Genomic DNA, 14,882 nt, shown 5'->3' with positions numbered 1-14,882 from the left:
AAAATTTAAAAACCTAATTCACTCAGAGAATTTACATTACTGAAAAAACAAAGCTTGTGCCAATACTCCCATGGATCTTTCTTAATAACAAAGCTATTAGGCGGTGTATTAAACCAATCATATAGACGTGTGAGTAAGAAACGTAGAGATGCACCACGAGCTAATAAAACCATCTTGTCCAATTCTAAAGGGATCAATGGTCTTATTTTTTGATAACTTTCCAATAACTTACGTGCTTTGGTAAGATTGTAGGAATGATCAGGCTCAAAGCACCAAGCATTTAAACAGATCGCTAAATCATAAGCAAAAAAGTCATTACAAGCAAAATAGAAATCTATCATCCCAGAAAGACGATGATTCACAAAAAAGACGTTATCATTAAATAGATCAGCATGAATAATACCTGTTGGTAAATTTAATGGCCAATTTTCTTGTAAAAAAGCCAATTCCCCCTCAATTTTTCGTCCAAATTCCTTTAACAATGCATCTTCTCTGGTTTGACAACGTTGCCACAATAACTGCCAATCCATAACAGAAAGAGTATTTTTACGACTGAGTGTAAAATCCTGTCCTGCTAAATGCAATTGTGCTAACCCCGTCCCCACTTCGCCACAATGATCTATATTGGGCTGGCGGATCCACTCTCCTTCCAGAAAAGTAATAATAGCAGCAGGACGTCCTGCTAATTCACTAATCATCATTCCATCATTTTGAATAACGGGTTGAGGACAAGGAATTCCACGCTGTCCTAAATGCTGCATCAAGCGACAAAAAAAAGGTAAATCATCTTTTGAAATACGCTTTTCATAAAGTGTTAAAATAAACTGCCCTTGTGTTGTCTCTAGCATAAAATTAGAATTTTCGATCCCCTCCTCTATACCTTGATAAGACAAAAGTGAACCTATTGCGTAACGTGTTAAGAATGCTTTTAAATCATTTGGATGAATATCTGTATAAACGGCCATTATTCTGCTTTCGTTTTAGACATGGCGGTATCTTGATGTTCATTTTTTGCGTTACTTGCTTGACCATTAACAAAAGCCATATCTTGAGACGTTAAAATGACATCACGTAATTCGCGACTCACTAAAAATTTTTCCGTTTCTACCGCTGTTTCAGCTAATTCTATTGTGACATCATAACGCTCACGAAATGCTGAAATAATTTCATCAATAATAATTTCAGGAGCCGAAGCCCCCGCTGAAAGACTGACAATAGAAAGAGATTTTAGGTTTTCAAAATTAATTTCATCAGCGCGCTGAACTAAAATAGCTTGCCGCGCACCAGACTTTTCGGCAACCTCTACTAAACGTCGTGAATTAGAGGAATTTGGTGCTCCAACAATCAAAAACAAATCGCTCCCCTGTGCCGCTGCTTTAACCGCATCTTGCCGATTCGTTGTAGCATAACAAATTGACTCAGCCGCTGGGGCTGCTAATGTAGGAAAACGTTGTTGTAATATATCGATAATTCCTGCTGTATCTTCAACAGAAAGCGTTGTTTGTGTCACAAATCCTAATTTATCCGGATCATCGGGTTGATAATGCAAAGCATCTTCTATCGTTTCAATGAGCGTCACAGCCCCTTCTTCAAGCTGTCCCATCGTTCCTATCACCTCAGGATGACCAGCATGACCAATCAATATAACATGACGACCATGACGTTGATGTCGTATCGCTTGTTTGTGAACTTTTGAGACCAACGGACATGTTGCATCAAGATAAAACAAATTATAGCATCGTGCTTCTTCTGAAACAGATTTTGGTACACCATGAGCAGAAAAAACAACCGGTTGATTGCGATGTTCTTCTGGGATCTCATCAAGTTCTTCGACAAAAACAGCTCCCCGTTGCTGTAATCCCTCAACCACGTAGCGGTTGTGTACAATTTCATGACGAACATATACTGGAGCACTATATTTTTTTAATGCAAGCAGAACAATCTGGATAGCACGATCAACCCCTGCACAAAATCCACGTGGACCACAAAGACGTATCGTTAAAGGGGGAAGTCCAGACATAAATCATCCTTAATCTCTATAGCTTTATCATATTCAAACAACCTATTATTATACATGAATAAGCAATGTAAAAAAAACGTGCAATATCATCTTTTGCATAAGAACACACTCTATCGTGTTTTCTTACAGTATTTTCTTGAAGAAAAGCTCTTTTTAAATTTGCTTTTTCATTTTATTTTCCTAAAGAGCGATAAAATACCAAACAAGAGATTCAATCAAAAGAATGCTAAAGATACCTGCCAAATAGAGTAACGAAAAGAAAAACGTTTTTTTGGCCATCAAAATAGTTCCATTATGTGTATCAGCTTTCCATAAACGATAGGCAAAATAAATAAAGATAATGCTTAAAATTGTTGAAAAAATACCATAAAAAATTCCGCCAAGACCAGTAAAGCAAGGAGCAGCAGCACATAATGCCATCAAAATAGTATAAAATAAAATCTGTTTTTTTGTTGAATATTCACCTCGTACATTAGGCATCATAGGAATCCCCGCAGCCTCATAATCAAGAGATGAAAATAAAGAAAGAGACCAAAAATGAGGGGGGGTCCACATAAAAATGATTAAAAATAATAAAAAGCTATCAATACTCACTGTCCCTGTTGCCGCGGCCCATCCAATCATTGGTGGAAAAGCTCCAGAAGCACCACCAATAACAATATTTTGTGGTGTGATACGCTTTAACCAAATTGTATAGATAACGACATAAAAGAAAATCGTAAAAGCAAGAAAAAATGCCGCAAACCAATTAATGAAGCTCCCCATAACCAATACTGAAAGCATAGAAAGAACCATACCAAAAATAAATGCCTTTCGGGGGCTTATTTTACCCATAGGAATGGGACGCTTTTTAGTCCTTTCCATCATGGCATCAATATCAGCATCATACCACATATTAAGTGCCCCCGCACCACCGCCACCAGCAGCAATACATAAAATTGCTAAAAAACCATACCACGGATTGATAGGAACAGGAGACACCATCAAACCAACTAAAGCCGTAAAGACCACAAGAGACATAACACGTGGTTTCAATAATGTGATATAATCACTAATAGTGGATTTTGGTGGCGTTGACTTACCATTCGCAATCGATAGCTCTCCTGAAACTGACATGCCACTCAAAACCCTTTTCCATTTTTGTCATTCTCAAACCCAATATCATCTGACAAATATGATCTATTATCGAGCGTATGGGAATGACAAATAAAAACCAATCGTCTTTTTGAAAAAATATGGGATACCCCTCTTGTGTATGTATCCCCTAAAAATAGATAGAAACATTTGCAACAAAAATATTTTTTCAATCAACATTCTCTCTATAACATTACAAATGTATCCTACCGAACATCATAAAACCATACTGAAAATTTATCTTCTATAAAATGCTATTTTTTTCATTTTCCTTTATTTCTTGCATATAGATTAATATATTTGGGTAAATACTGATTTTGTGTTATAGTTTTTTATAGGGAATTCATTTTTTATGTAAATCTATGTATGGTTGTGAGTGTTGAGTCGGATAGGATTTTCTGTGATACTTTATAAATTACTCAAAAAAACTTTTTTTATTGGCACTGTTCTTTACACACTTTATAGTAGTTTTATCAGTCATGCATTTGCACAAACACCCTATGCGCAAAATGTCCCTGCTCCACAAACCTATGGTGCATGGACAAAAGTTTGTGCTCTACCACCAGGTACCCCTAATATGCAGTGTGAAGTTGTACAAAACGTTCACACACAAGGGCGTCAAGATATTACCTTGCGTGTTACATTTTATAAACTTCCTCAAAAGCAAGGTGCTTTGATGCGTGTTTTTGTTCCGATTCGCGTTGAATTACGTCCTGGCGTTGGAATTAAAATTGACGATAAAAATATGGGAAGAATGGAATATCGTCGTTGTCTTGGTGATAATTGTGTTGCTGAAGCCTTTCTTAAAGAAGACATATTACAACTCTTTTTTAAAGGAAAAATGGCAACCTATTTTATCTTCACAACTCCTGAGCAAGGAATTGGAGGTCTCGTTGACCTTCATGGTCTTGGCGATGCCTATGCAACCTTACCAACATGAATGAAATCGATACATATTGAATGATTAAAATCTCATCGTATATTTTGAGAGCTTCTTAATTTAAATCAATAAAAATCTTCTAAGCCCCCATAGCAATAGGATAATTCTTATGAAATCGCTGATTGATCATTTTGATATTGCTTCTTCTAAAGTGCAATCACTTGTACAGGAAACGCTTCATCATGCTGATGATGGAGAACTTTACCTCGAGTATACAGAAAGCGAAGCTCTTTTATTTGATAATGGACAGCTTAAAAACGGCTCATTTCATCAAGATATGGGGTTTGGCCTGCGTGTCGTTGCTGGAGAAGCTACCGGATATGCACATTCTAGTGAATTATCAGCAGCAGCACTCAAGCGTGCCAGTGAAGCTGCTAAAGCTGTTACCTATAATAATCATGCAGGAACTTATAGTATAGCACCTCAACAAACAAACAAAAGACTTTATCTACCGCATAATCCCCTTGATGCTCCATCATTTGAAGAAAAAAGTGCTCTTTTGCAAAAAATTGATGCCTATTTACGTGCTAAAAATAATAAATTGCATCAAGTGACTGTTTCTCTTTCTGGCTCGCTACAACATGTTGAAATTTTACGTGCAGATGGTTATTTGGTTCGTGATATTCGTCCGCTTGTGCGACTTTCTATATCTGTGGTCGTAGCTGAAGGCAATCGACGTGAAAATGGTTTTTATGGGTGTGGAGGGCGACAAACATTTAACCAATTTATTCATGAAGACAATTGGAAAAAAGCTGCGGATGAAGCCTTACGTATGGCTTTAACAAATTTAGAAGCAGAAGCAGCACCTGCTGGATCTTTTGATGTTGTCTTAGCTAACGGATGGCCTGGTGTTATGCTCCATGAAGCCGTAGGTCATGGTTTAGAAGGTGACTTTAACCGTAAAAAAACATCCGCTTTTGCTGGACTTTTAGGACAACAAGTTGCGGCAAAAGGTGTTACAATTGTTGATGATGGAACAATTCCACAACGCCGTGGTTCTCTCACTGTCGATGATGAGGGGACTCCTTCAGGATATAACGTTCTCATTGAAGATGGAAAACTCGTTGGTTTTATGCAAGACAGGCTTAATGCACGGCTTATGGGAGGTAAATCAACTGGAAATGGACGGCGTGAATCCTATGCTTATGCCCCAATGCCACGAATGACCAATACAATCATGCTAGGAGGAGATAAAACACCTGAAGAAATTCTTTCTTCACTTAAAAGTGGTATCTATGCTGTTTCATTCGGTGGAGGACAAGTTGATATCACTTCTGGAAAATTCGTCTTTGAATGTACTGAAGCATACCGAGTAGAAAATGGTAAAATTTGTGCACCAATCAAAGGTGCAACTCTTATTGGAAATGGACCGGATGCTATGAAACGTATTACAATGATTGGTAATGATAGTAAACTTGATAATGGTATCGGTATGTGTGGAAAAGCTGGCCAAAATGTCCCTGTTGGTGTTGGTCAACCTCATCTTCGAATCAATAATATGACAATCGGTGGAACTGCGCTGGAGTAAGCTTGCTTATTCCTTCCCAATATTCAATATTTTCCCCTTCTCGTTTATCAAGATGTCCTTGTGAAGAGTGAGCTTTTGCTACAAACATTAATTTATAAAGATAATTGAGCGTTATTCATATTTAAATTAAAACCTTGAATACCGTAAGATTTTCTCATTTTAAATTTGTGTCTGTTAAATTAATCAAAATTATTCGTTTGTACGTTACAAGCAGGGAGAACCGTGTGGAGTGAAACTGTACAAAAAAAGATAAAAACGCCATAATGAACCATCTTAAGTGCCAAGGGCTGTAACAACATTGGGAGTTGGCGAATATTACGATGGTGCCGGCAGACTTAGACATACCTTCTTCATGATACATTCGTTTTTTGTGTGGAGTAACTGTCTTGTATGTTTCATAATAAAGTTTAAAATAAAAAAACTTCCTGTATTCAGTGCTTTCATTCAATAAGAAAAGAAAAAGATTATTATTGTAGATAAATCTTAGAGAGATTTTATAATAATACTCAAATGAACTATGTCAAAAAACTTTCAGGCTAAAGCTTCCAACCTTTCTTCTTTTTATTTTTGCTCAAAACAGCAACAACTTCAACATGTGGTGACCATAAAAATTGATCAATTGGTATGATTTTTTCTACTGTATATCCCCCTGCAACAAGAAAAGATAAATCACGAGCAAATGTAGTAGGATTACACGAAATTGCCACAACACGTGATATTGTTGCCTTTGCCAATTCATGTACTTGTTCCTCTGCTCCAGCACGGGGAGGGTCAAAAACAACACTCTCAAAACACTCAAGTTCCTTTACAGAAAGGGGATGTCGGAAAAGATCACGTTTTTCACAAGTGACCGTTTTTAAACCAATCGCAAAACGTGCTGCTGTATTTAGATTTCTTAATGCATCTTCATTATTTTCTACTGCATGAACATTCATCTTTTTTGCCATACGCAAGGTAAATGTTCCTACCCCTGAAAACAAATCAACAGCATTCTTTGCTTTTTTTAAATGCGTTAAAATAATATTACCCATTATATTTTCAGCTTCACTGGTTGCTTGAAGAAAACCACCAGAAGGAAATTCAACACGAACATCTCCAAAGTAAATCACTGGTTTTTCTCGTTCAACCAAAACTTCACCGTCAACAGATAAACGTGTAATTCCATATGAAAGCGCTGCACTAATCATTTTCTGACGAAGTGTTTCATGGTGTATAACGCAACCATTTAAAGCAACATCTAAACCATTTTGAACGCGTGTTATCGTAATATGAAACCGTTTGACAGAGCTCTTTAAAAAAGCACAGAGCTCTCTGATATTATGCAACTGAGAAATAAGCTCTGGATGGCTTATTGGACATTCCTCAAAAGCCACAATCTCATGAGAGAGATAACGGTTAAAACCAACTTTTTGCCCCTGTGGGGTCATGGATGCTGTTAGAGTAATCCGCCGTCGGCTATAAGGTTTACATTCTATTAAAGGCGAAACAACATCATTAAGTCCATACTTTTTAAGCGCATCAACAACCAATTGTTGTTTCCATACGCGATAAGCATCCATATGCCAATGCTGAAGAGTACATCCTCCACATTCTCCAAAATGCTGACAAAGAGCATCAATGCGTTCTGATGATTTTTCTTTTAATGCTATATATGTTGCATATTTTCCATGAACCGTAATTTTAGCACACTCTCCTGGTAAAGTAAAAGGAACATAAACGAAGCCGTGAGACGTCTTAGCAATACCATAACCATTTGCTCCAATATGATCGATTATGACATTGTCATTCACTCTTGTTTTTCTCCGAATAGTAAATATTCCACGTTGCCATCACCACCTGTAATAGGGGAAGAAATTAAACCTTTTGCACTCCACCCTGTTTGTGTATTTAACCAAACAAAAAGTGCCTCAGCAGTTTCTTTAGCACTTGATGGACTTAATATTCCTCCCTTACTAAAGTGTTTACGACCAACCTCAAACTGAGGCTTTACCAGTAAAACAGCTTGGGCGCCCTTCTTGGCTAAAGACAAAACGGGAGGCAATGCAAGTTTGAGAGAAATAAAGCTAACATCTGAAACAATAAGATCAATTTCTCGCCCACCTAAATGTTCCTGTTGAAAATCTCTAACATTCAAGCCTTCTAATAACGTTATAGCACTGTTGCCCAATAAACGTTTATCAAATTGATGATGCCCAACATCAACCGCAATGACATGATCTGCTCCACGCTCTAAGAGAACTTGCGTAAAACCACCTGTTGATGCACCAACATCAATGGCTGTCACTTTGTCCGTTACAATTGGAAATGCATCAAGTGCAGCAATCAATTTTAACGCTGCCCGAGAAACATAATTCTGCGCTGGATCACAAACGGTAATCTCTGCATCATCAAAAACGATTTGCCCAGCTTTAAAAACGATTTCTCCGTTAACTTTAACAGTTTGGCGCATAATTGCATCACGTGCGCGTGAACGTGTCGTAAAAAAGTTTTTTTCAACTAAAAGAATATCGAGTCTTTTTCTGGAAGCCATCTCATACTCGAATTTTCTATCCTGTTCGAATCTCGCGTCCCAAAACAGCAAAAACCGTGTTGACAATGCCCATAGCGTCAAGCCCGATAGTTGAGAGAACTTTTTCTGGTGAACCATGATTCAAATATTCATCAGGAAATTTTAGTGTACGAACTTTCAAACCATGCTCTAAGAGCCCTTCTTGCGCTAAAAATTGTAATATGTGCGCTCCAAATCCACCGATTGCACCTTCTTCAATTGTCACCAATACCTCATGCTCACGTGCCAAACGACGCATCAAATCTTTATCTAAAGGTTTTGCAAACCGTGCATCTGCAACCGTTGTAGACAATCCTTCAGCCTCCAACGCATCAGCAGCTTGCAACACTTCTGACATCCGCGTTCCAAAACAAACCAAAGCGATTCTATTTCCTTCACGCAGAACACGCCCTTTTCCAATTTCTAATAACTCACCACGTTGCGGTAAATCTATACCAATCCCCTCACCACGTGGATAACGAAAAGAAATGGGACCCTGATCATAGGCTGCAGCTGTACGCACCATATGCATCAGTTCAAGTTCATCTGAAGGTGCCATAACAACAAAGTCAGGAAGAGTGGACAAAAAAACAATATCAAAACTTCCAGCATGTGTTGCACCATCTGCCCCCACAAAGCCTGCGCGGTCAATAGCAAAACGTACCGGTAATTTTTGAATTGATACATCATGAATAATTTGATCATAAGCACGCTGTAAAAAAGTAGAATAAATTGCAACAAAAGGCTTATACCCTTCACAAGCAAGTCCTGCCGCAAAAGTTACGGCATGTTGCTCTGCAATACCAACATCAAACATTTTTTCTGGAAATTTTTCCGCAAAAGAATCAAGACCTGTCCCTGTTGGCATCGCTGCTGTTATGCCCACAATCTTATCATCATGGCGCGCTTCTTCTGATAAAGCTTTAGAAAATACCTTGGTGTAGGGTAGAATATCGCTTGATGCTTTAACCTGTTTTCCTGTCGTGACATCAAAACGATTAACACCATGATATTTATCAGACGAGGCTTCTGCAGGGGGATATCCTTTTCCCTTATGGGTTACAACATGCACCAAAACAGGACCATTAGGATATTCACGAACATTTTTAAAAACAGGTAATAAATGCCCCAAATTGTGCCCATCTATGGGGCCAACATAATAAAAGCCAAGCTCATCAAATAAAGTTCCCCCAACCAAAAGTCCACGCGCAAATTCCTCTGAACGACGGGCCTTATCCCCAAAAAACTTTGGCAATTTTTCGCTTAACATCTTTACGCGTTCACGCAAATGACGATAAGAAGGACGAGATACTAACCGTGCAAGATGTGCACTCATAGCACCTGTAGGTGGTGCTATAGACATATCGTTATCATTAAGAACAACAATCAAGCGTGCATTCAAAGCACCAGCGTTGTTCATGGCTTCATAAGCCATACCCGCAGACATTGCACCATCACCAATGACAGTTATGATATTGCGCCTTGTCTCTGCTTTCAAAGCACTTGCCACCGCCATGCCAAGCCCTGCTGAAATAGAAGTAGATGAATGCCCCGCTCCAAATGGATCATACACACTTTCTGAACGTTTTGTAAAACCAGATAATCCGCCCTCTTGACGTAATGTGCGAATTTTTTCTCTACGCCCCGTTAAAATCTTGTGCGGATAGGTTTGATGACCAACATCCCAAATAATCCTATCCTCTGGTGTATTAAAAACATAATGTAATGCAACAGTGAGCTCAACAACGCCAAGTCCTGCCCCAAGATGACCACCTGTTACAGAAACCGCATCAATTGTTTCTGCCCGCAACTCATCAGCCAACTGTACCAAATCAGACTCAGGCAATGCCCGCAAATCTTGCGGAAAACAAACACGGTCAAGCACTGGTGTTAAAACATGAGACAAAAAAACTCCCTCCTGTTACCTTAACTCAAGAGAACGCAACGGTAAAAATACATCTTCTCTACTCTTTTATTGACAGCTTTGCATCTTTTTTACTAAAAAAGACTCTTCTCTATTCGAGATAATTTATGATTTTTCCCATTTGTAACTTATTTTATAAAAAAGAAATCAATAAAATTTGTTATTCTACACAATAAGGTTATTGCACTGCTTAATCCAGCAACAAATATCCAAAAAGATTTAATATTATTGAGCATCAAGTGGTTCTACTCCTTCTGGAGAACCTCCTTCTGAAAACTGGATTTTTTCAACTTTAGCTTCAGCAACTCTTAAGAGTTTTTCACAATGCTTTTTAAGCGCTTCACCGCGTTCATAAATATCAATGGATTGTTCCAAAGGCACATCGCCACGTTCCAAATTTTCGACAATAACTTCAAGTTGCTTAAGCGCTTGCTCGAAGCTTAAGGTCGTAATATCCCCCTCTTGTATCTCTTTTTTCATATGAACCTCAAAAAATATCTGTTCTGGATATACGAATTCCAAAATTTTCTAAACCTACATAATGATGCTCTTTAGAAGCATAAACAATAACAGAGCCTATTCCTAAATATTTTAAAATTTGTGATCCTAAACCAATTTTGCGCCATTCTGCTTCGCGTTCAATCGCCTGCACATGGTTTTCTGAACTGTCTTTTGCCATGTTTTGAATACCAATAGTTGATTGTATAACAGATCCTTCACGCAAATAAATAAATACGCCACGTTTCTCTTTTTTCATCATTCTCTGCATCATCACCATAATATCTGAAGATTGACAAAAAACATCACTTATAATGTTTTCATGATGTAAATGCACGGGAATATCCTCACCCTTACAAATATCACCAAAAATAATTGCAATATGCTGAACGGATTCCCAAGGGAGTTGGTAACTTTTAACAATAGCGGAACCTATAGATGTTTCAATAGGCATTTCTCCAACATGCTTGATCAATATTTCCTTACGTTGGCGATAAGCAATCAAATCTGCAACCGTTATAATATGCAACCGATGTTCTTGCGCAAATTTCATAATCTGATCACCATGTTTAACGCTTCCATCATCATTAACTAACTCACCGATAACACCAACCGGCGGCAAATTAGCTAATTTACATAAATCAACAGCAGCCTCCGTGTGACCTGAACGCATGAGCACTCCCCCTTCATGCGCAATCAAAGGAAAAACATGCCCTGGACGAACAAAATCATCCGCACTTGCATTTGAATTGGCAAGATTACGCACCGCTAATGTACGATCGTGCGCTGAAATCCCTGTTGTTATGCCGTGTTTAAAATCAACAGTAACTGTAAACTGCGTCCCATGTGCAGAGTTATTATCTGGTACCATAGGAGAAAGATTAAACCGTTGTGCTTCTTTTTTTGGCATAGGTGTACACACAATACCTGTTGTATGACGAAGAATAAACGCCATCTTTTCTTCTGTACAATGCGCTGCAGCAACAGTTAAATCTCCCTCATTTTCACGGTCACCATCATCTGTTACCACAACAATTTCACCGCGTTCAAAAGCTTTAAGTGCAGAAACAATTTTTTTTTCATCATATGCCATTGTTCACCTTCTCACTCACCCAACTTGACCGCGATGTCTTAGATAATGGTCAGCAATAGCACAAGCAACCATCGCTTCACCAACAGGAACAGCACGAATCCCAACACATGGATCATGACGTCCCTTTGTTATAACGTCTATATCATGACCATCAACATCAATGGAACGACGAGGTGTTAAAATTGATGAAGTAGGCTTTACAGCAAAACGCGCAACAATTGGCTGTCCACTCGATATTCCCCCTAAAATACCTCCCGCATGATTGGATAAAAAAAGCGGTTTTCCATCATTTCCCATTCGCATTTCATCGGCATTTTCTTCTCCCCTCAAGCGGGCTGCCGCAAAACCATCACCAATTTCCACACCTTTTACCGCATTAATCGACATAAGTAACGAGGCAATATCTTGATCAAGCTTTGCGTAAATAGGGGCTCCTAAACCTGCCGGAACATTTTCTGCAACGATCTCAACAACCGCACCAACAGATGTTCCCTCTTTACGGAGTTCACTGATATAATCACTAAAAATGTGAACCATCTCTGCATCAGCTGTAAAAAAAGGATTATTATTAACCTCTGACCAATCCCAACGATCACGATTAATATTATGAGGACCAATTGCTATCACTGCTCCTCGGACAATCAAACCAGGAACGATTTTACGAGCAAATGCACCAGCTGCAACACGCGCTGCTGTCTCTCGTGCCGAAGCACGTCCCCCACCTCGAAAATCACGAATGCCATATTTAATATCATAAGTATAATCCGCATGTCCTGGACGATACTGATGGGCAATCGAGCTATAATCCTTCGAACGCTGATCTGTGTTTCGAATCAACAGAGAAATTGGTGTACCTGTTGTCACCAATGTCGTTCCATCGTCTTGAACAACAACTCCTGAAAGGACCTCTACTTTATCTGGTTCTCGGCGCTGCGTTGTGTATTTTGATTGTCCTGGTTTGCGTTTATCAAGATAAGCTTGAACTTCTGCAAGAGTAAAAATAATTCCAGGTGGACAACCATCAATGACACAACCAAGAGCAGCACCATGACTTTCACCCCATGTTGTTACACGAAACAAATGACCAAATGTATTATGCGACATGAAAAAAGATCCATTTCTCTGTCAAATATATACAACGATAACGTATGTTGTGTGCTATACACAAGACAACTCTTTTCTCCCAAATACTCTTGGACACCTTAAATTTGGTCAAACTATTGCTGTCTAATAAAATCTTATAAACCAAACTTTATTCTTTAACGACAGAAATGTCTGGTGCATCAACTGCTTTCATACCTATGATATTATAACCCGAATCGACATGATGGACTTCACCGGTAACAGAACGAGACAAATCTGAAAGAAAATAAAGTGCAGAATCACCAACCTCTTCAATTGTTACCGTACGACGTAATGGAGCATTATATTCATTCCATTTTAAAATATAACGAAAATCACCAATACCAGAAGCCGCTAACGTTTTAATTGGTCCAGCAGATATAGCATTAACACGAATATTTTTGGGACCTAAATCTACCGCTAAATATTTCACGCTCGCTTCAAGAGCTGCTTTGGCAACCCCCATTACATTATAATTGGGAACAACTTTTTCTGCACCATAATAGGTTAGTGTCAAGATTGAACCACCATCTGACATTAATTTCTCTGCACGCTTTGTTAGAGCTGTTAGGGAATAAACGGAAATATTCATGGTCATCATAAAATTTGATTCGCTGATATCAATATAACGACCGCTTAATTCATCTTTATCAGAAAAACCAATAGCATGAACTAAAAAATCGAGTTTTCCCCATTTCTTCTCTATTTCTCTAAAAACCGTATCAATAGAGACACTGTCAGAAACATCACAATGTCCACAAACAAATCCCTTTAATTCTTCAGCCAAAGGCTCAACACGCTTTTTCATTGCTTCACCCTGATAGGTAAAAGCAAGCTCTGCCCCTGCGTTACTTGCCGCTTTAGCGATTCCCCAAGCGATGGAGCGATTATTGGCCAACCCCAAAATTAAACCACGCTTACCGTACAATAAACCATTACCCTTAGCCATCAGCTCTGCCCCATTGTTACTTAAAATTGATATTATTCACCTGCCTATGACACAGGTCAACTTTTTCTTCAAGCAATTGGTTTAAAATCAAACAAAAACTACGCTTAATATATATATAATTTTAAAATTAATCTTGTTGCATTTGCAAAAACTGTTCTAGCGCGGCATTTTCATTTCCCGGCAACATAATACGAACATGCACATAAAGATCATCCCTTGTACCATTTTTTAAACGAAGCCCTTTCCCTTTCAACCGTAACACGCGATCAGAACTTGACCACGCAGGAATCGTTAAAACCACACGTCCCTCCAACGTCTCAACTTCTTCTTTTGCTCCCAAAACAGCATGTTTAAGAGAAACTGGTAAATCAAGATGGAGTGCTCTTCCTTCAACCCGAAAACGAGGATGTTTTTGAATCTGAATGGTTATTAACGCATCTCCTGCTTGCCCGTGAGGCACCGCTTCTCCCTGACCTTTTAAACGAATAATCTGTCCGTCTTCAATATAATCTGGAAGTTTAATTTTTAACTTTTTTCCATTTGGAAAAACAGCCTCCACCTTTTCTGCACCAACCATCTGCTCTAATGTTATGATAAGATTAGCACGAACATGTGCTCCTTGTTGGGAACGGTTATAGTGTGTGGAATTCGAAAAGCTACCTCCTCCTCCAAACAGATCGCGAAAAATATCACTCGCATCAAAACCTGCACCACTTGAAGAGGAAAAATCAAATCCCTTTGCTCTTCCTGAAAAGGGATTTTGTTTATTGCTAAAATTTTCACCAGCACCATAGGCTTGATAAAGCGGTTTTCCTTCCATATCAATTTCACCGCGGTCAAATTGTGCTTTTTTATCTTTATCACCTATAATTTCATAAGCTTGATTAATTTCAGCAAACTTTTCTTTAGCCTTTGTATCATCTTTATTGTGGTCTGGATGATACTTCTTTGCTAATCTTCTAAATGCCGATTTAATCTCTTGCGATTTTGCGGTACGTGCCACACCCAGAATCGTGTAGGGATCACGCATATTGCCCTCTTTTCAATTTCTTCGTTTTCAAAATATCAACTGATACGTTGTTCAATATCCCTTATAGCTTCATCAGTCTATTCTAGAGAATAATTT

At 38.5% G+C, this 14,882-nt stretch carries 13 protein-coding genes; 2 read left to right on the top strand and 11 right to left on the bottom strand.

Annotated features, from left to right (window positions below):
• Positions 1–5: 5 nt before the first annotated feature.
• From ACFIJJ_RS01335 to cyoE, 3 genes are all read right to left on the bottom strand, one after another.
• Positions 6–965: a homoserine kinase gene (locus ACFIJJ_RS01335; protein ID WP_375645718.1), complete on the bottom strand. Its 960-nt coding sequence runs from the start codon at positions 963–965 to the stop codon at positions 6–8.
• Positions 965–2,020, bottom strand: coding sequence for a 4-hydroxy-3-methylbut-2-enyl diphosphate reductase (ispH, locus tag ACFIJJ_RS01330; protein ID WP_375645717.1), 1,056 nt, complete (start codon positions 2,018–2,020; stop codon positions 965–967). Before ispH ends, ACFIJJ_RS01335 begins: the two co-directional genes overlap by 1 nt.
• A gap of 180 nt (positions 2,021–2,200) precedes the next feature.
• On the bottom strand, positions 2,201–3,136 hold the full coding sequence (gene cyoE, locus ACFIJJ_RS01325) for a heme o synthase (protein ID WP_375622307.1): 936 nt from the start codon (positions 3,134–3,136) through the stop codon (positions 2,201–2,203).
• Between the two features lie 418 nt (positions 3,137–3,554).
• Here cyoE and ACFIJJ_RS01320 point away from each other — a divergent pair, with 418 nt between their 5' ends.
• Together ACFIJJ_RS01320 and tldD are read left to right on the top strand one after the other, a co-directional pair.
• On the top strand, positions 3,555–4,094 hold the full coding sequence (locus ACFIJJ_RS01320; protein WP_375622308.1) for an invasion associated locus B family protein: 540 nt from the start codon (positions 3,555–3,557) through the stop codon (positions 4,092–4,094).
• A 109-nt stretch (positions 4,095–4,203) separates the two neighbouring features.
• Positions 4,204–5,622, top strand: a complete 1,419-nt coding sequence (tldD, locus tag ACFIJJ_RS01315) for a metalloprotease TldD (RefSeq protein ID WP_375622309.1) — start codon at positions 4,204–4,206, stop codon at positions 5,620–5,622.
• Positions 5,623–6,158: 536 nt separating this feature from the next.
• Here tldD and ACFIJJ_RS01310 read toward each other — a convergent pair.
• The 8 genes from ACFIJJ_RS01310 to ACFIJJ_RS01275 all read right to left on the bottom strand — a co-directional run bounded on the left by ACFIJJ_RS01310 (position 6,159) and on the right by ACFIJJ_RS01275 (position 14,786).
• Positions 6,159–7,412 carry a class I SAM-dependent RNA methyltransferase gene (locus tag ACFIJJ_RS01310; protein WP_375622310.1) on the bottom strand — a complete coding sequence of 418 codons (1,254 nt, stop codon included), beginning with the start codon at positions 7,410–7,412 and terminating at the stop codon, positions 6,159–6,161.
• Entirely contained in the window at positions 7,409–8,152 is a 744-nt protein-coding gene (locus ACFIJJ_RS01305) for a TlyA family RNA methyltransferase (protein ID WP_375645716.1), read from the bottom strand. The genes ACFIJJ_RS01310 and ACFIJJ_RS01305 overlap by 4 nt, the downstream gene beginning before the upstream one ends.
• Positions 8,153–8,168: 16 nt before the next feature.
• Positions 8,169–10,076 (bottom strand): 1-deoxy-D-xylulose-5-phosphate synthase, encoded by a 1,908-nt coding sequence (gene dxs, locus ACFIJJ_RS01300; RefSeq protein WP_375622312.1) that lies wholly within the window; start codon positions 10,074–10,076, stop codon positions 8,169–8,171.
• Positions 10,077–10,319: 243 nt separating this feature from the next.
• Complete coding sequence (locus ACFIJJ_RS01295) at positions 10,320–10,574, bottom strand: exodeoxyribonuclease VII small subunit (RefSeq protein ID WP_375622313.1); 255 nt, start codon at positions 10,572–10,574, stop codon at positions 10,320–10,322.
• 7 nt (positions 10,575–10,581) lie between these two features.
• Complete coding sequence (gene ribB / locus ACFIJJ_RS01290) at positions 10,582–11,685, bottom strand: 3,4-dihydroxy-2-butanone-4-phosphate synthase (protein ID WP_375622314.1); 1,104 nt, start codon at positions 11,683–11,685, stop codon at positions 10,582–10,584.
• A gap of 15 nt (positions 11,686–11,700) precedes the next feature.
• On the bottom strand, positions 11,701–12,789 hold the full coding sequence (aroC, locus tag ACFIJJ_RS01285; RefSeq protein WP_375622315.1) for a chorismate synthase: 1,089 nt from the start codon (positions 12,787–12,789) through the stop codon (positions 11,701–11,703).
• A gap of 148 nt (positions 12,790–12,937) precedes the next feature.
• Positions 12,938–13,756 carry an enoyl-ACP reductase FabI gene (gene fabI / locus ACFIJJ_RS01280; protein WP_375645714.1) on the bottom strand — a complete coding sequence of 273 codons (819 nt, stop codon included), beginning with the start codon at positions 13,754–13,756 and terminating at the stop codon, positions 12,938–12,940.
• Positions 13,757–13,883: 127 nt separating this feature from the next.
• A complete protein-coding gene (locus ACFIJJ_RS01275) occupies positions 13,884–14,786 on the bottom strand; it encodes a DnaJ C-terminal domain-containing protein (RefSeq protein WP_375645713.1) in 903 nt (300 codons plus the stop codon).
• Positions 14,787–14,882 lie beyond the last annotated feature (96 nt).

This window comes from Bartonella sp. TT29SHDZB (assembly GCF_042193395.1).
In the GTDB taxonomy this organism is placed as follows: domain Bacteria; phylum Pseudomonadota; class Alphaproteobacteria; order Rhizobiales; family Rhizobiaceae; genus Bartonella.
This window is presented reverse-complemented; position numbering and strand designations above follow the sequence as displayed.